This window comes from Pseudomonas sp. PSPC2-3 (assembly GCF_049898265.1).
GTDB lineage: Bacteria > Pseudomonadota > Gammaproteobacteria > Pseudomonadales > Pseudomonadaceae > Aquipseudomonas > Aquipseudomonas veronii.
Window position 1 is genome coordinate 530,306 of sequence record NZ_JAFCXJ010000002.1, and the last position, 20,929, is coordinate 551,234.

The 20,929-nt window shown below is 61.7% G+C and carries 17 protein-coding genes; 8 read left to right on the forward strand and 9 right to left on the reverse strand.

Annotated features, from left to right (window positions below; translation table 11 throughout):
- The first annotated feature begins 12 nt into the window (after positions 1 to 12).
- From ACP7E3_RS06330 to ACP7E3_RS06340, 3 genes are all read left to right on the forward strand, one after another.
- Positions 13 to 1,122: a 2-aminoethylphosphonate--pyruvate transaminase gene (locus tag ACP7E3_RS06330; protein WP_426122587.1), complete on the forward strand. Its 1,110-nt coding sequence runs from the start codon at positions 13 to 15 to the stop codon at positions 1,120 to 1,122.
- 29 nt (positions 1,123 to 1,151) lie between these two features.
- Positions 1,152 to 1,979, forward strand: a complete 828-nt coding sequence (phnX, locus tag ACP7E3_RS06335; RefSeq protein ID WP_057004456.1) for a phosphonoacetaldehyde hydrolase — start codon at positions 1,152 to 1,154, stop codon at positions 1,977 to 1,979.
- A gap of 114 nt (positions 1,980 to 2,093) precedes the next feature.
- Positions 2,094 to 2,639, forward strand: coding sequence for a cytochrome b (locus ACP7E3_RS06340; protein ID WP_046382858.1), 546 nt, complete (start codon positions 2,094 to 2,096; stop codon positions 2,637 to 2,639).
- On the opposite strand, the gene ACP7E3_RS06345 is transcribed toward ACP7E3_RS06340, so the two are convergent.
- A complete protein-coding gene (locus ACP7E3_RS06345) occupies positions 2,636 to 3,526 on the reverse strand; it encodes a 1-aminocyclopropane-1-carboxylate deaminase/D-cysteine desulfhydrase (RefSeq protein ID WP_426122590.1) in 891 nt (296 codons plus the stop codon). The genes ACP7E3_RS06340 and ACP7E3_RS06345 overlap by 4 nt on opposite strands.
- 57 nt (positions 3,527 to 3,583) lie before the next feature.
- Positions 3,584 to 5,623 carry an NADPH-dependent 2,4-dienoyl-CoA reductase gene (locus ACP7E3_RS06350; RefSeq protein ID WP_017848135.1) on the reverse strand — a complete coding sequence of 680 codons (2,040 nt, stop codon included), beginning with the start codon at positions 5,621 to 5,623 and terminating at the stop codon, positions 3,584 to 3,586.
- Between the two features lie 211 nt (positions 5,624 to 5,834).
- On the opposite strand from ACP7E3_RS06350, the gene ACP7E3_RS06355 reads away from it, so the two are divergent.
- Together ACP7E3_RS06355 and ACP7E3_RS06360 are read left to right on the forward strand one after the other, a co-directional pair.
- Positions 5,835 to 6,965 (forward strand): carbon-nitrogen hydrolase family protein, encoded by a 1,131-nt coding sequence (locus tag ACP7E3_RS06355; RefSeq protein WP_046382855.1) that lies wholly within the window; start codon positions 5,835 to 5,837, stop codon positions 6,963 to 6,965.
- A 4-nt stretch (positions 6,966 to 6,969) separates the two neighbouring features.
- A complete protein-coding gene (locus ACP7E3_RS06360; RefSeq protein WP_057004460.1) occupies positions 6,970 to 8,004 on the forward strand; it encodes an AraC family transcriptional regulator in 1,035 nt (344 codons plus the stop codon).
- Between the two features lie 8 nt (positions 8,005 to 8,012).
- Here the strand turns inward: ACP7E3_RS06360 and ACP7E3_RS06365 are convergent, their stop codons facing one another.
- Positions 8,013 to 8,192, reverse strand: coding sequence for a hypothetical protein (locus ACP7E3_RS06365; protein WP_126585751.1), 180 nt, complete (start codon positions 8,190 to 8,192; stop codon positions 8,013 to 8,015).
- A gap of 143 nt (positions 8,193 to 8,335) precedes the next feature.
- Between ACP7E3_RS06365 and ACP7E3_RS06370 the strand changes: the two genes are divergently transcribed.
- Entirely contained in the window at positions 8,336 to 9,340 is a 1,005-nt protein-coding gene (locus tag ACP7E3_RS06370) for a transketolase-like TK C-terminal-containing protein (protein WP_426122593.1), read from the forward strand.
- Positions 9,341 to 9,448: 108 nt separating this feature from the next.
- On the opposite strand, the gene ACP7E3_RS06375 is transcribed toward ACP7E3_RS06370, so the two are convergent.
- Positions 9,449 to 9,919, reverse strand: coding sequence for a MarR family winged helix-turn-helix transcriptional regulator (locus tag ACP7E3_RS06375; RefSeq protein WP_108525050.1), 471 nt, complete (start codon positions 9,917 to 9,919; stop codon positions 9,449 to 9,451).
- 145 nt (positions 9,920 to 10,064) lie between these two features.
- On the opposite strand from ACP7E3_RS06375, the gene aceE reads away from it, so the two are divergent.
- Positions 10,065 to 12,725 carry a pyruvate dehydrogenase (acetyl-transferring), homodimeric type gene (gene aceE, locus ACP7E3_RS06380; RefSeq protein WP_301556392.1) on the forward strand — a complete coding sequence of 887 codons (2,661 nt, stop codon included), beginning with the start codon at positions 10,065 to 10,067 and terminating at the stop codon, positions 12,723 to 12,725.
- 1 nt (position 12,726) lies between these two features.
- On the opposite strand, the gene ACP7E3_RS06385 is transcribed toward aceE, so the two are convergent.
- Positions 12,727 to 13,527, reverse strand: a complete 801-nt coding sequence (locus ACP7E3_RS06385) for a DUF2242 domain-containing protein (protein WP_057004463.1) — start codon at positions 13,525 to 13,527, stop codon at positions 12,727 to 12,729.
- Between the two features lie 89 nt (positions 13,528 to 13,616).
- Complete coding sequence (locus tag ACP7E3_RS06390) at positions 13,617 to 14,516, reverse strand: LysR family transcriptional regulator (RefSeq protein ID WP_046382850.1); 900 nt, start codon at positions 14,514 to 14,516, stop codon at positions 13,617 to 13,619.
- A 120-nt stretch (positions 14,517 to 14,636) separates the two neighbouring features.
- On the opposite strand from ACP7E3_RS06390, the gene ACP7E3_RS06395 reads away from it, so the two are divergent.
- The gene (locus ACP7E3_RS06395) at positions 14,637 to 15,803 is read left to right on the forward strand and encodes an MFS transporter (protein WP_426122597.1); all 1,167 of its coding nucleotides are present in this window, start codon (positions 14,637 to 14,639) and stop codon (positions 15,801 to 15,803) included.
- Between the two features lie 48 nt (positions 15,804 to 15,851).
- Here ACP7E3_RS06395 and ACP7E3_RS06400 read toward each other — a convergent pair whose 3' ends face one another.
- The 3 genes from ACP7E3_RS06400 to lon form a co-directional block, all read right to left on the reverse strand.
- Positions 15,852 to 17,726 carry a SurA N-terminal domain-containing protein gene (locus tag ACP7E3_RS06400; RefSeq protein WP_426122599.1) on the reverse strand — a complete coding sequence of 625 codons (1,875 nt, stop codon included), beginning with the start codon at positions 17,724 to 17,726 and terminating at the stop codon, positions 15,852 to 15,854.
- Between the two features lie 233 nt (positions 17,727 to 17,959).
- Complete coding sequence (locus tag ACP7E3_RS06405; RefSeq protein WP_003174819.1) at positions 17,960 to 18,232, reverse strand: HU family DNA-binding protein; 273 nt, start codon at positions 18,230 to 18,232, stop codon at positions 17,960 to 17,962.
- A 148-nt stretch (positions 18,233 to 18,380) separates the two neighbouring features.
- Positions 18,381 to 20,777, reverse strand: coding sequence for an endopeptidase La (lon, locus tag ACP7E3_RS06410; RefSeq protein WP_426122601.1), 2,397 nt, complete (start codon positions 20,775 to 20,777; stop codon positions 18,381 to 18,383).
- Positions 20,778 to 20,929: the final 152 nt, after the last annotated feature.

Below are 20,929 nucleotides of genomic sequence, written 5' to 3' on the forward strand. Positions count from 1 at the left end.
CGAGGACTTGAAATGAGCAGCGCCGCGCCGATCCTGCTGACCCCAGGCCCCCTGACCACCTCTGCCCGCACCCGCCAGGCAATGCTGGTGGACTGGGGTTCATGGGATGAGCGCTTCAATCAACTGACCGCCAGCGTCTGCTCGCAACTGCTGGCGATCCTCAACGGCGCCGCCACTCACCATTGCGTGCCGTTGCAAGGCAGCGGCACCTTCGCCGTCGAAGCGGCCATCGGCACCCTGGTGCCACGCAACGGCAAGGTGTTGGTGCTGATCAACGGCGCCTATGGCAAGCGCCTGGCGAAGATCTGCGAAGTGCTCGGCCGCGATTTCAGCACCTTTGAAACCGCCGAGGACGAACCCACTACCGCCGCCGACGTCGACCGCCTGCTGCACGCCGACCCGGCCATCACTCACGTCGCGTTGGTCCATTGCGAAACCAGTACCGGCCTGCTCAACCCGCTGCCGCAGATCGCCCAGGCGGTCAAAGAGCATGGCAAGCGCCTGATCGTCGACGCGATGAGTTCCTTCGGCGCGCTGCCGATCGATGCCCGCGAAGTACCGTTCGACGCCCTCATCGCCGCCTCGGGCAAGTGCCTGGAAGGCGTGCCGGGCATGGGCTTTGTCTTCGCTGAAAAACACGCGCTGGGCGCCGCCCAAGGCAACTGCCACTCCCTGGCGCTGGACCTGTTCGAGCAGCACGAGTACATGGCCAGGACCGGCCAGTGGCGCTTCACCCCGCCGACCCACGTGGTCGCCGCGCTGCACGAAGCGCTGCTGCAATACCACGAAGACGGCGGCCTGCCCGCGCGCCAGCGACGCTATGCCAACAATTGCCAGGTGCTGCTGGACGGCATGGCCGAACTGGGCCTGCGCAGCTTCCTGCCGGCGGCGATCCAGGCACCGATCATCGTCACCTTCCATGCGCCGACAGACCCGCGCTACCAGTTCAAGGCGTTCTACGAACGGGTCAAGGCCAAGGGTTTCATTCTGTACCCCGGCAAATTGACCGAGGTGGACACCTTTCGCGTGGGCTGCATCGGCCACGTCGATGCGGCCGAGATGCGCGCGGCGGTCGCGGCCATTGCGCAGGCGCTGCATGCGATGCAAGTGCTGGACATCTGATTGCCCTTTTTATCCCCAGGATCTGAACCATGAACTATCAACACCCCGATACCCTGCAGGCTGTCATCCTCGACTGGGCCGGCACCGTGGTCGACTTCGGCTCGTTCGCGCCGACGCAGATTTTTGTCGAAGCCTTCGCCGAGTTCGGCGTACAGGTCTCCATCGAAGAAGCCCGTGGCCCGATGGGCATGGGCAAATGGGACCATATCCGCACCCTGTGCAACCAGCCGCAGGTCGCCGAGCGTTACCGCCAGGCGTTCGGCCGCACGCCCAGCGACGAGGACGTGACCGCGATCTACCAGCGCTTCATGCCGCTGCAGATCGAAAAGATCGCCGAGCACTCGGCGCTGATCCCCGGCGCCCTCGACTGCATCGCTGTGCTGCGTGCGCAAGGGCTCAAGATCGGTTCCTGTTCCGGCTATCCCAAGCAAGTGATGGACAAGGTCGTCGCGCTGGCCGCCACCAACGGCTACGTCGCCGACCATGTGGTCGCCACCGACGAAGTACCCAACGGCCGCCCATGGCCGGCGCAGGCCCTGGCCAACGTGATCGCCCTGGGCGTTGACGATGTGGCGGCATGCGTCAAGGTCGACGACACCGTACCGGGCATTCTCGAAGGCCGTCGCGCCGGGATGTGGACCGTGGCGCTGACCTGTTCCGGCAACGCCCTGGGCCTGACCTACGCGCAGTTCCGCGCCCTGGACAGCGCCGGCCTGGCCCATGAGCGCACGCGTATCGAAGCGATGTTCGAAGGTTCGCGCCCGCACTACATGATCGACACCATCAGCGACCTGCCAGCGGTGATCGCCGACATCAACCAGCGCCTGGCCCGCGGTGAAATGCCGCAAAGCCACTGATCGAGGTCAACTCAACGGCATTCGCGCCGAGCAAACCCTGCAAAACAGGCTTACAGTAAAAGGACTTCGTCGCCAAAGAACGGAGGTTTGCCCTGATGAGTGAGGAATCAAGCGATGCCGTGGAAAAATTCCGATTCACGTTACAGCACCATGTCGATTGCGTTGCACTGGTTGATGGTGGTGCTGCTGGCGGTGGTCTACGCCTGTATTGAGTTTCGCGGGATCTTCCCCAAAGGCAGTGGCGGGCGAGCGCTGATCGTGGAAATGCACTTCATGTTCGGCCTGACCGTGTTTGTGCTGGTCTGGCTGCGCCTGTTTGCCCGCTCGCTGGGGGTCGCACCGAAAATCGTACCGGCACCGCCGCAATGGCAGAGCCTGCTGGCGACCCTGATGCACTTTGCACTGTATGCCTTCATGATCGGCATGCCGATCGCTGGCTGGCTGATCGTCAGCGCCCAAGGGCATTCCGTGATGTTCTATGGGATCGAGTTACCGCCCCTGATCGGCGAAAACAAGGACTTGTCCAAGCAGATCAAAGAGTGGCACGAGCTGGGCGGCTCCATCGGTTATTGGTTGATCGGCCTGCATGCCGTGGCGGGTCTGTACCACCACTACTTCATCCGCGATAACACTGTGTTGCGCATGCTGCCCAAGCGTTAGGCAGCCAACCCTCGGCGGCCTTGCAAGCCGCCGGTGTGGACGAAGATCAGACGCGTGCCGGGAGGGAAGCGTCCGGCTTCGACCTGTTGCTTCAACGCCAGCAGTGCCTTGCCGGTATAGAGCGGCTCCAGCGGCAGGCCGCAGGCCCGTTGCGTGGTCTCGATAAAGTCGAGCAACCACGGGTCGACCTTGGCGAAGCCGCCCCGGCTGGCGTCCAACAACGCAAAGCCGTCCTGCACGATGGCGCGCACGTTCTGCGCCACGCCGTGATCGTCCGGCACCGCCATTGCACCGTACACCGGATGTCTCCCCGCCTCGGCCAACGCCAGCCCGGCCACAGTCGTGCCGGTGCCTGCCGCCAGCCACCATGCGTCGTAATCGTCCCACCCCACGTTGCTCAATTGCGCACGCGCCTGCTCGACCAATACGCCGCAACCCAACGCCCCGGCGATGCCCCCGCCGCCTTCGGGCACCGGGTAGAGATGGGGATAATGTTCGTGCCACGGCTGCCAGAAACCGGGTTCATGCCGCGCGCGGTAGCCGCCATAGCCCAGCCAATGCAACTGCATGCCGAAGGCTTTCAAATCGAGAACGGTGGGTGTGTCTTGGGGATGGCCGCGCAACAGGCCGACGGAGGGAAAATCAAAACGCTTGCCGGCCGCCGCCAGCGCATGCGGGTGGTTGGAGTACGCCCCGCCGAGGCTGATGATCCCGTCGGCACCGGCCTGTTGCGCCAGGGCCAGGTGTTCGCTGAGCTTGAACCACTTGTTGCCGCTGATCAGCGGGTCGATGCGGTCCAGGCGCAGCACGGCCAATTCGACCCCGTTCAGCCAATCCAGCGGCAGCGGTTCCAGGGGCGCATGGGGGAGCCAGTCGAAAGGGCCCATCGGCGCAAGTCCGTATGAAAAAGGGGCAGTAGTCTAACACTGCCCCTTCTCGGCGTTTTACAACTCAGCCGCCAGGCGCGAGCCCTGGTTGATGGCGCGCTTGGCGTCGAGTTCGGCGGCGACGTCGGCACCGCCGATCAGGTGCACGTTCTGGCCCGCTGCGACCAAGCCGTCCTGCAATTCGCGCAACGGGTCCTGGCCGGCGCAGATCACAATGTTGTCCACCGCCAACAACTGCGGCTCGCCCTCGGCGCCGATGCGGATATGCAGGCCCGCGTCGTCGATCTTCAGGTACTCGACGCTGTTGAGCATCTGCACCTGCTTGTTCTTCAACCCGGTGCGGTGAATCCAGCCGGTGGTCTTGCCCAGCCCGTCGCCAACCTTGGAAGCCTTGCGCTGCAGCAGGAACACCTCGCGCGCCGGCGGGTGCGGTTGCGGCTTGATCCCGGCGACGCCGCCACGCGCTTGCAACTGCGTGTCGATGCCCCACTCTTTCCAGAACGCGTCGCGGTCCAGGCTGGTGGACACGCCTTGATGCACGAGGAACTCCGACACGTCGAAGCCGATACCGCCGGCACCGATCACCGCGACGCGCTTGCCCACGGGTTTGCGCTCGAGGATCACGTCGAGGTAGCTCAGCACCTTCGGGTTATCGATGCCCGCAATTGCCGGCGTGCGTGGGGCGATACCGGTGGCGAGGATGATCTCGTCGTACCCGCCTGCCGTCAGTTGCGCGACGTCGACGCGGGTGTTGAGGCACACCTCCACATGGGTGGTCTGCAATTTGCGGTTGAAATAACGCAGGGTCTCGAAAAACTCTTCCTTGCCCGGCACGCGCTTGGCGATGTTGAACTGGCCACCGATCTCGCTGGCCGAATCGAACAACGTCACCTGATGGCCGCGTTCGGCCGCCACCGTGGCAGCGGCCAGGCCCGCGGGACCGGCGCCGACCACGGCGATTTTCTTGATCTGTTTGACCGGCAGATAGTTGAGCTCGGTCTCGTAGCACGCGCGCGGGTTGACCAGGCAGGTGGTCAACTTGCCGCCGAAGGTGTGGTCGAGGCAGGCCTGGTTGCAACCGATGCAGGTGTTGATTTCATCGGCACGACCGGCCGCGGCCTTGTTGACGAACTCCGGGTCGGCGAGGAACGGCCGCGCCATCGAGACCATGTCGGCATCGCCTGCGGCGAGGATCTGCTCGGCAATCTCCGGGGTGTTGATGCGGTTGGTGGTGATCAGCGGGATCTGCACCGCGCCGCGCAATTTGGCGGTGACTTTACTGAACGCGCCCCGTGGCACCTTGGTGGCGATGGTCGGAATGCGCGCTTCGTGCCAACCGATCCCGGTGTTGATGATGCTCGCACCGGCCTGCTCGATGGCCTTGGCCAGTTGCACGATTTCTTCCCAACTGCTGCCACCTTCCACCAGATCGAGCATCGACAGGCGGAAGATAATGATGAAGTTCGGGCCGACCGCTTCGCGCACCCGGCGCACGATCTCTACCGCCAAACGCATGCGGTTTTCGTAGCTGCCGCCCCAACGGTCGGTACGGTGGTTGGTGTGGGCGGCGAGGAACTGGTTGATGAAGTAGCCTTCGGAACCCATGATTTCCACGCCGTCGTATTCGGCGGACTGCGCCAGCAGCGAGCAGGTGACGAAATCCTGGATCTGTTTCTCGATGCCCGCTTCGTCCAGTTCCTTGGGCTTGAACGGGTTGATCGGCGCCTGGATCGCGCTCGGTGCCACCTGCTTGGGGCTGTAGGCATAACGGCCGGCGTGGAGGATCTGCATGCAGATCTTGCCGCCGGCTTCGTGTACGGCGCGGGTCACGATCTTGTGCTTCTGCGCCTCTTCGTCGGTGGTCAGCTTGGCCGCGCCGGAATACACCCCACCCTCATCGTTCGGGCCAATGCCGCCGGTGACCATCAGGCCCACGCCGCCACGGGCGCGCTCGGCGAAGTAGGCCGCCATGCGTTCGAAACCGCCCGGTTTTTCTTCCAGCCCCGTGTGCATCGAGCCCATCAGGGTACGGTTGCGCAAGGTGGTAAAACCCAGGTCCAACGGGGCCAGCAGGTGCGGGTACGCAGCAGCGGTCATGGTCAAGCTCCACAACGGATCATCACGGGACGTGGCACGCTCTTACGGCTTGCCATCGGTTTATGTCCCACAGACTAAGAGGCGTTCGGCTAGCACTCAATGACCGAAACTGACAAGTTATTGATCCAAATGCACAGCGCCCCTTGGCAAGCCGAGCCGCGGGCCCTACCCTAGTCGCGAACCCTGCACTCGGTCCGTTGTCTGTTCCCCCATGCGTAAACTTCTCGCTTTTACCGTCACCCTGGCGCTGGTTGCCGCCGTCGCCGCCTATCTGGTCTGGACCCAGGAACGCCCCGTGGCGCATTACCTGTCCGACCTGCGCATCACCCTGGCCGTCAACGAAGGCCAGCCTGCCGATCGCGGCAACCTGCTGGGCATTCAGCCGGAGCTGTTCCCTGGCGACTACCAGAGCCTGGAACGCCTGCACCTGAAGCTCGCGGCCTACCTGCAAACGGCGCGAAACCAGGGGCTGATCAATGAAAAAACCATCGTGGTGCTGCCGGAACATATCGGCACCTGGCTGATGCTCCGCGGCGAAAAAAACGAGCTGTATCAGGCGACCCACCTGAAAGATGCGATGAACTGGCTGTCGATCAGCAACCCGCTGCAGTTCATGCGCGCCTGGATCAGCGCCACCGGCGACAACCGCATGGACGACGCATACTTGCGCATGAAAGCCCCGGCAATGGCGCGGGACTACCAAGTGCTGTTCGGCGGCCTGGCCAAGGAGTTTGGCGTGACCCTGGTGGCCGGTTCCATCGCGTTGCCCAACCCCAGCGTGAGCGAGGGGCAACTGCAGGTCGGGCATGGCGCGCTGTACAACGCCAGCCTGGTATTTGCGGCCGATGGCCTGCCCCTGGGCCAGCCGCAGCGTCAGCTCTACCCGATCTACGACGAGCGCGGCTTCATTGCGCCCGGGGATGAAAACACCGTCAGCGTGGTCGACACCCCGGCCGGACGCCTGGGCATCCTGATCGGCAGCGACAGCTGGTACCCGGACAACTACCGCAAGCTCAATGAGCAAGGTGCAAGGTTGATCGCCGTCCCCGCGTTTGTTATCGGCCGCGACACCTGGGGCCGCCCTTGGCGCGGCTTCAAAAGCGTGTCGACGCCCGCGGAAATCAGCCTCAAACCCGAAGAACTCAGCGAAGGCGAAGCCTGGCGGCGCCTGACCTTGATCAGCCAGCCGCCCATCAGCCAGGCCATTGCGGGCATGAGCGTGTTTCTGCGCGGGCAGTTCTGGGACCTGGGCAGCGCCGGCCAGAGCTTTCTCAGCAGCAACGGCCAGGTGTTCGCCGACGGCGACGCCCGTGGCGCGCGCTTGCTGAATATCTGGCTGTAACGCCGTGAAGCCGGTACGCCTGGGGGATCTGTCGGTGGGCTTCGTGCACACCCTGGCCGACGCCATCAGCAGCCACGGCCTGGACCCGCAACCGCTGTTGCTGCAATACGGCCTGGACCCGGTACGGCTCGCCGAAGCCGGCGCGCGCTTGTCGATCCCGCGTTACATGCGCCTGGGCCATGCCGCCATTCAACTGACTGGCGATCCGAGCCTCGGCCTGCGCATGGGCCAGTCGAGCCGCTTGAGCCAGGCCGGCCTGGCCGGCGTCACGGCCGCCCAGGCGCCCAACGTGCGCGAAGCGGCCCGCACCCTCACGCGCTTTGAAGCGCTGTACGGCTCCAACTATCGCGGGCAGTCGAGCTTTCATGAAGACGCCGAAGGCGCGTGGCTGCGTTTCTACTCCATCAGCCCGTATAACGCCTATAACCGCTTTGTGGTCGACTCGATCATCGCCGGCTGGCTGCACCAACTGTCGAGCCTGGCCCAGCAGCCGGTGCAGGCGCAGCGCATCGAGATCGAATTCGAAGCACCGGACTACAGCGAACAATACAGCGTGCTGGGTGACAGCCCGGTCCACTTCGGCGCCGAGGCCAATCAACTGCGCCTGAGCCAGACAACCCTGGCGCTGCGCAACCCGGAGCATTGCCCGAGTACCTGGCAACTGCTGTTACAACTGTGTGAAAGGGAGTTGGAGCAGTTGACCCGCACCCGCAGCCTGCGCGAGCGCATTACCCGCTTGCTCGGGCCGATGCTCAATGGCGGCCGGGAACCCGACCTGGAAGAAGTGGCGGCGCGCTTGAAGCTGCCGACCTGGACCCTGCGCCGCAAACTGGCCGATGAAGGCACTCAGTTCCGGGCGATCCTCAACGATACCCGCCGCGACCTGGCCATGACCTATATCCGCGATACGGAACTGGCATTCGGCGAGATCGCCTACTTGCTCGGTTTTGCCTCGGCCCAGGCCTTTCAACGGGCGTTCAGGCGATGGAATAACCAAACCCCAGGGGAATTTCGCCGCAGTCAGCGGCAATCCGCCTGAAGCCGGTCTTACAGCTCAGTAGCGTCGTCGGCGGGATCCAAAGGGTCCCATTCAAAGGCCTGGTACTCCAGCAGTTCTTCTTGGTAATCGTCCATGGTGAACTCCTTTTTGAGTTGAAAGCAGCCGCAGGTAAATGACCTGCACAGCCAGCCTAATGTGCCGTGATGACGGAAAAATGTCGGTGTCATGACGTTCCTGCACGTTCAGATTAAACGTAGCAGCGTTGTGCGGATTTAGCACTGAGTCATCGAAAAACAATTGCAACCATTGCAATTGCAATTATAAGTCGATTTCCCTTAGGGTAAGCCTCCCTTGCCGAGGAGTCAGACCGATGATTGCCACCACCGCGCACGCCGCACAGATTTGCTGTGATGCGTTGAACCAGGCCGGACACACACGAAGTTCGCCATTGCACACCGTCATGAGCATGGCCAACACCCTGGAAGCCAGCCGGCAGGCCTGGGTGATTCGCGGCCAGTCCCGTTCCCTGCGTGTGGGCAGTTGGCCCGTCTGGTTTGCGCGCAAAACTGCGGAAAAACCGTTGCTGTACCTGCACAGCGCGGTGTCGTCGGCACAACTGTGTGCCTTGTCTACCGAGACGGCGCAGCGCGGCATCCTGTGCAACGACATCGAAACCCAACCCTCGGCCTGGCCCAAGGGCGCACAGCCTTCTCTCCCGCTGTGGCTGGCGAGCAATCCGCATTGCACACCCTACGATCCTGCCACGGGTGAGGAAGTCCGGGCGATTGTGCTGGCGGGACTGCGCACCTTGTATATCGACGGCAAGCCCGGGTTTTACTACCTGGCGCTGCATGACGACGACAACGCAGTACCGTTGACCGAGCAGGACCGTGAAGATGCGCTCAAGGGTATGTATCCGCTCCAGCGCGATGCCCCAGGGGACGTGCGCTTGCTCGGCGCAGGTCGGGCGCTTGAAGAGGTCGTGCAGGCCAAACGCTTGTTGGCAGAGGACTGGAATATCACCGCGCAGCTGTGGAGTTGCCCCAGCTACACGCGGCTGGCTCGAGAGGCCGCGGCCGCCGAACGCTGGAATCGCCTGCACCCCACCGCCCCCAGACGCAGCAGCCACTTGCGCGAGTGCCTGGCCGGGAATACCGCGCCGGTGATTGCAGTGACCGGCTATGCACAGCCGATTGTCGACCCGTTGGCGGCTTACGTGGATGCGCGGTTCGTGGGGCTGGGCGCGGGCTCGGTACAGGCATCGGCGCCCAGTCGTTATTGGATTGCGGTGTCTGCATTGAGCGCCCTGGCGAAGGACGGGCTCATCGCTGCACAGCAGGTCGAACGGGCGATGAAGCGCTACTCACTGCAATGAGCCGGAATGCGAACAACGGCGCAAGGGGCTTGCTCCCGACAGCGGCGGGTCAGTCAACAGCTGCCTGTTATCGGGACCACGCCATCTTCCACGTTGAATCGTCGTGTCTCAGGATTTGCGCCGGCTACGGACCTGCACACCGGCCTCCATCGCCAACCCGGCAGTACGTTCCAGGGCTTCGGCAAACCCCTGGCGCTGCTCCGGTGCGATCTGCGACAGGAACAGCTCATCCACCGTGCTTTCGTAGATGCCCCACATCTTTTTGCGCAACACCCGGCCGGCCTCGGTGATCGTGGCAAACGCGGCACGGCCGTCGCCGTCGGAGCGGGAGCGCACCACCAGGCCGTCTTTTTCCAGGCGGTCCACCAGACGCGTCAGGTTATAGCGCTCGATGGCCAGCACATCGGCCAATTCATGCATGCGCCGAGTACCTTCGGGGCCGCTTTCCAGGCCCCACAATGCGTCGTACCAGGCGTAGGGCGGCAGGTCGGCCGCAGCCAGGCGCCGCTCGATTTCACGGATGACCGTCCTGTGGGCCCTGACAAAACGGAACCAGACATCAGGCTCTTTCGACGACATGCAACACCATCCGGGGAATTTCAAGAAGGTTGCAATAGTAGCTCATCCCGCGCTAGATTCAGACATGTAGTTGCAATTGCAACTATATGTGCGCCGCTCCCACAAGGAGCTCGCTGCTTGATATTCGCCGACCCTGGAGCCTCACATGACCCCGAATACCGCAGTAAGACTGGACGACGACCCACAGGAAACCCGCGAATGGCTGGAAGCCATCGAATCGGTGCTGTCCACCGAAGGCCGCCCGCGTGCCCACTACCTGATCGACCAGTTGCTGGATTTCGACGTGGCGCAACATGGTGACGTCTACGGGCGGGTAACCACGCCCTACATCAACACAATCCCGCTGGACCGCCAGTTGCCCTACCCTGGCAACCTGGCCCTCGAACGCCGCACCAGTGCGTTTATCCGCTGGAACGCCATGGCCATGGTGCTGCGCGCCGGTAAACACTCCGGCGTCGGTGGGCATATCGCCACCTACGCGTCGGCCGCCGTGCTGTATGACGTCGGCTTCGACCACTTTTTCCGTGGGCGCACCGACACCTTCGATGGCGATCTGGTCTACATCCAGGGCCACTCCTCCCCCGGCATCTACGGCCGCGCGTATCTCGAAGGCCGCATCAGCGAGGCTCAGCTCGACAACTTCCGCCGCGAAACGGGCGGTGCAGGCTTGTCGTCCTACCCGCACCCACGGCTGATGCCGGATTTTTGGCAATTCCCCACCGTGTCCATGGGGCTCGGACCGATCACCGCCGCCTACCAGGCGCGCTTTATGCGCTACCTGGAGTTGCGTGCGCTCAAGCAGCACCAGGGCCGCAAGGTCTGGGCGTTCCTTGGTGATGGCGAAATGGACCAGCCGGAATCCCTGGCCGCCATTTCCCTGGCCGGGCGTGAAAAACTCGACAACCTGATCTTCGTGGTCAACTGCAACCTGCAGCGCCTGGACGGCCCAGTACGCGGCAATGCCAAGGTGATCCAGGAATTCGAAAGCCTCTACCGCGCGGCCGGCTGGAATGTGATCAAGGTTATCTGGGGCGGCGGCTGGGATGCGCTGCTGGAAAAAGACCAGAGCGGGCTGCTGCGCCAACGCATGATGGAGTGCGTGGACGGTGATTATCAGAACTACAAATCCCAGGACGGCGCCTACGTGCGCGAACATTTCTTCGGCAAATACCCGGCGTTGCTGGCATTGGTTGCGGACCTGTCAGACGAGGACATCTGGAAACTCTCACGCGGCGGTCATGACCCGGACAAGGTCTATAACGCCTATGCTGCCGCCATGAGTCATTCAGGCCAACCCACGGTGATCCTGGCGAAAACCGTCAAGGGCTTCGGCATGGGCGAAGCCGGCGAAGGCCAGAACATCAACCATCAGCTGAAAAAAATGGGCGCCGACGCCGTCAGAGCGTTCCGTGATCGCTTCGGCCTGGAAGTCCCCGACGAGCAGTTGGCTGAAATTCCTTACCTCAAGCCGGCTGCCGACAGCGAAGAGGCGCGCTACTTCGCAGCCCGGCGCCAGGCGTTGGGTGGCTACGTGCCGGCGCGCCACAGCGCCGTCGAATCGCTGCAGATTCCTGAACTGAGCGCTTTCGCGACCCAGCTCAAAGACACCGGCGAGCGCGCCATCTCCACCACCATGGCCTTTGTGCGGATCCTCGGCACACTGCTCAAGGACCCGCACCTGGGCAAGCTGATCGTGCCCATCGTGCCGGACGAATCACGCACCTTCGGCATGGAAAGCCTGTTCCGTCAGATCGGCATTCACTCCGCCGTCGGCCAGCTCTACACCCCACAGGACGCAGGGCAACTGAGCTACTACAAAGAGAGCAAGGACGGACAGATCATGCAGGAAGGTCTGAATGAGTCCGGTGCGATTGCCTCCTGGATCGCGGCGAGTACGTCCTACAGCAACCATGCTCTGATGACCGTGCCCTTCTACATCTTCTACTCGATGTTCGGCTTCCAGCGCGTCGGCGACCTGGCCTGGGCGGCAGGCGATGCCCGGGCACGCGGCTTCCTGCTGGGTGCCACGGCCGGGCGCACCACCCTGATGGGCGAAGGCTTGCAGCACGACGATGGGCATAGCCATATCCTGGCGTCGGTGATTCCGTGCTGTGTGTCGTATGACCCGACTTTTGCCTACGAACTGGCGGTGATCATTCGCGAAGGCATGCGGCGCATGTATGTCGAGCAGAAGGACATTTACTACTACATCACCCTGCTCAACGAGAACTACCCGCACCCGGCAATGCCCGAAGGCGTGGAAGAAGGCATTCTCAAGGGCTTGTATCCGCTGAGCACACACCAGCAGGCACAGGTGCAATTGATGGGCAGCGGTTCGATCCTGCGGGAAGTGATCGCCGCAGCAGCGTTGCTCGACAAGGATTTCGCCGTACACAGCAGCGTATGGAGTGCGCCCAGCCTGACCGAGCTGCGCCGTGACGGGCATGAAGCCGAACGCTGGAACCTGTTGCACCCGGAACACGAGCCGCGCTTGAGTTACGTTGAGCAATGCTTGGCCGGGCATACGGGTCCGGTGCTGGTGGCCACTGACTACATGAAGCTGTTCGCCGACCAGATCCGCCCCTTTGTGCCGAACCGACGCTTTGTAGCGCTGGGCACGGACGGCTTCGGGCAGTCGGATACTCGGGAGGCCTTGCGCGAGTTCTTCGAGGTGGACCGGCATTTCATTGTGCTGGCGGCACTGAAGGCGCTGGCCGATGACGGGCTGATAGGTCGCGAGAAAATCAGTGAAGCGATCAGTCGCTACGGGATCAATGTCGACAAGACCAATCCCGTAGCGGTCTGACTTACTGCGCGGGCGTCGGCAGGGGCGGAATCGCCTCTGTCGGCGGCGGCAGGTCCGGCGTGGTTGGCGCAGGTGCCGGTGCCGGCGCAGGGCTCGGTTCTGCCTGCGGGACGATCGGCGCAGGCTCCGGTGCCGGTGTAACCGGCGTCGAGACGGCCGGCGCTACAGGTTCTTCCTTCGGCGCTGGCACCTTCTCCGCTGCCGGGGCAACTTTGGGTTCCGGCACCCCCAGTTCAGCCTTGGGCTGTTCGGGAATATGTTCGGTCTTCTTCACCTCTTGGGGCAGGAACACATCCACCAGTGCGAAATAGCGCTCGTAGAACTTCGGCGCCGAGACAGTCTCACTCGCCACCTTCACCATCGAGTCGTCGGTGGAGCCGATCGGCATCGACACCGAGCCCAGCACACCCACACCCAAGCTGGCGGAGTTGTTGACCTTCTTCAGCGCATAACGATCCTGCAGGGCGTTGGCAAACATCGTCGAGTGGCTTTTACCTTTGCCATCATTGGCACACACCACATTGAAGCTGATCTGCATGTGAGTTTCGCCGGTCTGCTGGAAACTCTTGTTACCCACCACCAGCTTCGGATCGCTGCTGGTGATGATGTAGCCCTGGCTCAGCAAGGCACGGCGTGCGGCTTCGCACGCGGCGATGTCACTGACCGGGTAATTACGGGAGAACGTACCGGAGTCGTCGAAATTCTCGTGCTCGTAAACAGCGGTCTTGGGTGACGAGCAGCCCGTGGCGCCCGCCAACACCAGCGCCAACCCGAGGCTACGCAAGTGAAATGATGTCGACATTGAAAATCCTGAGGAAAACGGTCTGGGCGGTATTGTGCAACAGAACGAGGCCTTGGCGCGCGCATTCCTGTCGATAAAACGTCACAAGCCTACACAGCGGTGCCTGCAGGGAAAAGCCCGGCGCACATATGGTCAATAAACACGCGCAACTTGGCAGATGCATGACGACTTGACGGCCACAGTATCCAGAAACTGCCACGGTGTTCGAGATAATCATCCAACACCCGTAGCAAGCGCCCCTGCCCCACGGCCTCGTTGACCATGTAGTCGGGCAGACAGGCGATGCCCAATCCCTCGTGTACCACATGGTTGAGGGACTCAATGGTGGTACTGACCAGCGGTGTACGCAAGGTCGGTTCGGCGGCGCCCGGCAGGTGACGCAACGGCCAGTTTTCCAGCTTGCCGGTGGCGCAGAATTTGTGCCGCAGGCACGCATGATCGTTGAGATCCTGCGGTTGCTGCGGGGTGCCGTGTTGAGCGAAGTAGCCCGGCGTGCCCACAAGTACCAACTGGTAATAGCCCAGATGCCGCGCCATCAAGCGCGAATCTTCGGGCTTGCCTGTGCGAATCACCGCATCGAAACCTTCCTCGATCACGTCCACCATGCGGTCGGAAAAATCCACATCCAACTCGATATCCGGGTAGGCGCGCATAAAGTCACTGAGCACCGGCATCAACAAGCCGCGTACCTGCGGCAGGCTGACGCGCAACTTGCCGCGGGGCGTAGCGCTGGCGTCCGTCAATTCCTGCTCGGCCGCCTCGACCTCGGCCAGAATGCGCCGCGAACGCTCAAGAAACAGCGAGCCTTCGCTGGTCAGGGTGATACTGCGCGTGCTGCGGTGAAACAGCCTGACGCCCAGGCGCTCTTCCATGCGCGCGATACTTTTGCCCACGGCCGACGACGATACCCCCAGCACGCGACCGGCGACGGTGAAGCTGCGCGTCTCCGCCACCTGCACAAATACCGACAGGCTGCTCAAGCTGTCCATGATCACGTCTCGACTGATTACGGACGCATCCGTCCGCTAAGTTCGGAACCTTAGCCTGTTTTTCCGCACAGCACAGCCCCTTACTCTGCCGCCTTGCCCCTTTTATATGGATAAAGCGTCATGAGCGACAACCCTTCACTTACCCATTGCCCGGCGAACGCCGAGCCTGACGTGCTGCCGCTGGGAGGCTTGTTGGCCCTGGCTTGCGCGGGTTTTATCACCATCCTCACCGAAGCCATGCCTGCGGGGCTCCTGCCGCAGATGGGCGCAGGCCTGGGTGTGTCGCCCGCCCTGGTTGGCCAACTGGTCACGCTCTACGCACTCGGATCATTGCTCGCGGCCATCCCCTTGACACTGCTGACGCGGGGTTGGCGCCGACGCCCCCTACTGCTGGTGGCCATTGCTGGCTTCGCCCTGGTCAACAGCGTGACGGCCGTATCCAGCCACTACGGGCTGACCCTGGTAGCGCGCTTTTTCGCCGGGGTATTCGCCGGGTTGCTTTGGGCCCTGTTGGCGGGTTACGCCAGTCGTATGGTCGCCCCTCACCTGCAAGGCCGGGCGATTGCCATCGCAATGCTTGGCGCACCGCTGGCCCTGACCCTGGGCGTGCCGGCCGGCACCCTGCTGGGCACCCTCGTTGGCTGGCGCTTGAGTTTTGCGATCATGACCGGGCTGACGTTGGCATTGCTGCTCTGGGCGCGCTGGCAACTCCCGGACTTTGCCGGCCAAGCAGCACAACAGCGCCTGGGGCTGCACCAGGTGATGAGGTTGCGCGGTATTCGCCCGGTGCTTTGGGTGACCTTTACCTACGTGCTGGCCCACAACATTCTCTACACCTACATCGCCCCCCTGCTGGAGCCCGCCGGCATCCAGGCCGATATCGACCGGGTACTGCTGGTGTTTGGCCTGACGGCGTTGTTGAGCATCTGGCTGGTGGGCCTGCTGATCGATCGATGGCTGCGCCCGTTGGTGCTGTTCAGTTGCATCCTGTTTGGCCTGTCGGCGCTGGCGTTGGCGTTCTGGATCGACTCGCCGGCGATCATCTACACCGCCGTCGCGGCCTGGGGGCTGGCATTCGGTGGCCTACCGGCCTTGCTGCAAACCGCCCTGGCCAAGTCGGCGGGCGAGTCGGCGGACGCCGCGCAGTCGATGCTGGTGACGGTATGGAACCTGGGCATTGCGGGCGGCGGTCTGGCGGGCGGGTTGTTGTTGCAGAGCTGGGGCGTGCTCGCGTTTCCCTGGGCGGTAGTGGCGTTGATGTTGCTGGCCCTTTGCAAACGCCCATGAAAAAGCCCCCGGTCTTTTCAGGCCGGGGGCTTTTTATTCAAACCGAGATCAGTACTTCTTGATCTCAGCCTTGGTTTCCAGCTGCTTGCGATACGCCGCGAAATCCTGCTGCCCAACACGGGAAGCGAGGAAACGACGGTATTGCGCCTTCTCATCGTCCGATGGAGCCGCCGCTTCGGTGACGCCGTTCAAGCGCACGATCACCAGGCTGCCATCAGCGAGGGTCACGGTGGTGAAGGTCGGCTTGTCCTTGGACGCAGGCTTGGGCATGCGGAACAAGGCTTGCAGCACCACCGGGTCGATCGTTTCCTGGCTACGGGTAGCCGCTTCGGTGACTTTCCAGGCCTGGCCATCAACGGGCTGGTTCAGCGGGGTCTTGCCATCACGCAAGCTGGCGATCAACTCGTCAGCGTGAGTCTTGGCGGCCGCGCTGGCGCGTTCCTTGGCCATCTGGGTGCGGATCGCCGCTGCCACGCTTTCCAGCGGCAGTTGCGTAGGCTTCAGATGCTCTTTGGCCCGCAGCACGATGATGGTTTCCGGGTCGAGCTCGATGGCGGTGCTGTTGGCACCCTCATCCAACACTTCCGGGCTGAACGCGGCAGTGACCACGGCACGGTTGGCCGCGACACCCTCACCGCCTTCGCGACCAAACGGCGCAGAGGTGTGAACGGTCAGCTTCAGATCGGACGCCGGCTGAGCCAGGTCGGAGGCTTCGAACGCCGCATCTTCCAATTGCTTGGTCGCTTCGACAAAACGCTGTTCAACCTGTTGGTTCTTGAGCTCGTGAGTCAGCTTGTCTTTCAGGCTGGCGAACGATGGCACTTCTGGCGCTTCAACGCCCAACAGCTTGATCAGGTGCCAACCGAAGGTGCTGCGCACCGGTGCCGAGACCTGGTCCTTATTCAAGGCGTACAGGGCAGCTTCGAAGTCCGGATCGTAGACGCCAGGACCGGCAAAGCCGAGGTCACCGCCATTGCTGGCCGAACCCGGGTCCTGGGAGAACTCCTTGGCCAGGGCTTCGAACTGCTCACCCTTGGCCAGGCGCGCCTGGATTTCCTCGATCTTGGCCTTGGCTTGGGCGTCGGTGACCTTGTCGTTGACTTCAATCAGGATGTGCGCGGCACGACGCTGCTCAGCGAGGTTGGCGGTTTCTTTCTCATACGCTGCCTGCAGTTCATCGTCCTTGACGGTGACCTGGTCGAAGAAAGACGACTTCTTCAACTCCAGATAGTCGATGACCACCTGGTCCGGGGTCATGAACTCTTTGGCGTGCTGGTCGTAGTAAGCCTTGACCTCGTCGTCGGTGAGTTTCACCGCCGCAGGGTTGGCCTTGATATTGACGGTGGCGAAATCGCGGGTCTGTTTTTCCAGGCGGGCGAATGCCAGCACCTGCGCGTCAGTCACGAAGGCGCTGCCGAGGATGCCCAAGCGAGTCTGCTCGATCAGCATTTGCTGGGTCATCATCTGACGGAACTGCAGACGGCTGTAGCCCAGTTGACGGATCACCTGGTCAAAACGCTCGGCGTTGAACTTGCCGTCCACCTGGAACTCCGGCGTCTGCAGGATCACTTGGTCCAGCGCGGCGTCAGAGAAGGCAAACTTGGAATCAGCGGCACCTTGCAGTACCAGCTTGCGATCGATCAGGCTCTTGAGCGCCGCGTCGCGCAGCAGTTTTTCGTCCAGCAGGGAAGCATCGAAATCCTTGCCCATCTGTTGCATCAGTTGGCGACGTTGCATGTCGACGGCCTGGCTCAGTTCGGTCTGGGTGATTGCTTCACCGTTGACCTTGGCCACGTCCTGCTTGGTGTTGGTCGAAGCCTGAAAAATAGCCTCGATACCGGTGAACGCCATCAATGCGACGATGATCCCGATAATGGTCTTGGCAATCCAGCCTTGTGAATTGTCCCTGATATTTTGCAGCATGCGTCCCCCAGAAACGGTTGAACTTCAAAAATTGGCAACCGTGGAGCGTGGGTAGAGTCCGGATAGAAGAAAGGCGCATCCGAGGATGCGCCTTCTCTCGTAACTGGCGGAGCGGACGGGGGTTAGAACCCACACCCCCGGCGTGGTGACCCGATGGATACGTGGGTCAGCTGCCGCTCCGCTGCCAGGCCAGACCTGCGTCGGACCCGGGTAGGTAAAGGCTTGATCGAGGCTTAGTTAACGGCTTCTTTCAGGGCTTTACCGGCTTTGAAACCTGGTTTCTTGGCAGCAGCGATTTGCAGTGCTTTGCCAGTCTGTGGGTTACGGCCAGTGCGAGCTGGGCGGTCAGTCACAGAAAAAGTACCGAAGCCTACCAGTACCACCGAATCGCCGGCCTTCAGAGCGCCAGTGACGGATTCGATTACTGCGTCCAGCGCACGGCCAGCAGCAGCTTTCGGGATATCAGCGGATGCGGCGATAGCATCAATCAGTTCCGACTTGTTCACTCTAAGTCCCCTTATATATCTATTGAGTATGATTCTAAGTTTTTTGGTGAAAGCAAAAACCAGTGCTGAATGGCCTACAGACACTTAAGAGCCGCTTTATAACAAGGGCTCTAAAAAGCTGTCAAGGAAGCCCCCAGGCTTTAACGCATTAATGCGTGCTAATTCTTTCCTTGGAATCAGACTCGCGCTTTTCGTCCTTCGCGACTATCTCCGGAGCCACATCCGGCAAGGGCTCCGGCGCGTATTGCAGCGCAATTTGCAGGACCTCGTCAATCCATTTAACCGGTTTAATCTGAAGATCTTGCTTGATATTGTCAGGAATTTCCTTCAAGTCGCGGACATTCTCTTCAGGAATGATCACGGTCTTGATTCCACCCCGGTGTGCGGCGAGCAATTTTTCTTTCAGACCACCGATGGCCAATACCTGGCCACGCAGGGTGATTTCCCCGGTCATGGCCACATCGGCGCGTACCGGAATGCCGGTCAGGGCCGATACCAGGGCCGTACACATGCCTACGCCAGCGCTAGGGCCGTCTTTCGGGGTCGCCCCCTCCGGCATGTGGATATGGACGTCGTGCTTCTCATGGAAGTCCAGGGGAATCCCCAGGCTCCGGGCGCGGCTGCGCACCACGGTCTGCGCGGCGGTGATGGATTCGACCATCACGTCACCCAGGGAACCGGTCTTGATCAATTGGCCCTTGCCCGGGATCACCGCGGCTTCGATGGTCAGCAATTCGCCACCCACCTGGGTCCACGCCAGGCCAGTCACCTGCCCTACCTGATCCTGCTGTTCCGCCAACCCGTAGCTGAATTTACGCACGCCCAGATAGTGCTCCAGCACATCGGCGGTAATCTTCACCGAGAAGCGTTTTTCCAGCGCATGCTCCTTGACCGCCTTGCGGCAAATCTTCGCAATCTGGCGCTCAAGCCCCCGTACACCGGCCTCGCGGGTGTAGTAACGCACCATATCGCGGATCGACTCGACCTCGAATTCGATCTCGCCTTTCTTCAGGCCATTGGCCGAAATCTGCTTGGGCGCGAGGTATTTGACGGCGATGTTGATCTTCTCGTCTTCGGTGTAACCCGGCAGACGAATCACCTCCATCCGGTCCAGCAACGCTGGCGGAATGTTCATGGAGTTGGAGGTACACAGGAACATTACGTCGGACAGGTCGTAGTCGACTTCCAGGTAATGGTCGTTGAAATTGTGGTTCTGCTCCGGATCGAGCACTTCGAGCAAGGCCGATGCCGGATCGCCACGCATGTCGCTGCCCATTTTGTCGATTTCATCGAGCAGGAACAGCGGGTTGCGCACGCCGACCTTTGTCATCTTTTGAATCAATCTTCCTGGCATCGAACCGATATATGTGCGGCGATGACCACGGATTTCCGCTTCATCACGCACGCCGCCAAGGGCCATTCGCACGAATTTACGGTTGGTGGCATTGGCAATCGACTCGGCCAGGGAGGTTTTACCCACACCCGGCGGACCGACCAGGCACAACACCGGGCCACGAATTTTCTTCACGCGCTTTTGCACGGCGAGGTATTCGAGAATGCGTTCTTTGACTTCTTCGAGGCCGTAATGGTCGGCATCGAGGATATCTTCGGCGCGAGCCAGGTCCAGGCGCACCTTGGTCTGAGCCTTCCACGGCACCTGCACCAACCAATCGATGTAGGAACGAACCACGGTGGCTTCGGCCGACATCGGCGACATTTGCTTGAGCTTGTTCAGCTCGGCGTTGGCCTTGGTCAGGGCGTCTTTCGGCAGGCCGGCGGAATCGATGCGCTTTTTCAGCTCTTCGATTTCGTTGTGGCCTTCCTCGCTGTCGCCGAGTTCCTTCTGAATGGCCTTCATCTGCTCATTCAGGTAGTACTCGCGCTGGCTGCGCTCCATTTGTTTCTTCACGCGACCACGGATGCGCTTTTCAACCTGCAGCAGGTCGATTTCGGCATCGAGCAGCGCCAGGACGTGTTCGACACGGGCCGGCAGGTCGATGATTTCGAGGATGTCTTGCTTCTGCTCGATTTTCAGCGCCATGTGCGCGGCCATGGTGTCGACCAGGCGGCTAGGCTCATCAATGCTGTTGAGGGAAGACAGGACTTCAGCCGGGACTTTCTTGCCCAACTGCACATACTGCTCGAATTGCGAGAGCAGGCTGCGTACAAATACTTCGGACTCCCGCTCCGGGGCCTCGACTTCGTCGATCAGTGCCACTTCGGCGCGCAGGTGGCCGTCCACCTCCATGAAGAGCTCGACCGCACCGCGCTGCTCACCTTCCACCAACACCTTGACAGTGCCGTCGGGCAGCTTGAGCAATTGCAGGACAGTCGCAACGGTACCGACGCGATACAGGGCATCTTCGCCTGGATCATCATCAGCAGGATTTCTCTGGGCCAACAGCAGGATCTGCTTGTCGCCCGTCATCGCGGCCTCGAGGGCTTCGATAGACTTCTCGCGCCCCACGAACAGCGGGATAACCATGTGCGGATAGACGACGACATCACGCAACGGCAGGAGAGGCAATTCGATGGTTGTCTTCATGATTTCGCCTCTATGACAGTTGAAAAGTAAGCATGAAACCAAGATGGGGGCTGCCGGCAAAAAAAACAAGCTCAATGCCAGCAGTTAAATGCAGGAAAAACACGCCCTTAAAACAAAAGGGGCCCCTAAAGGCCCCTTGTTGTTATGCAGCA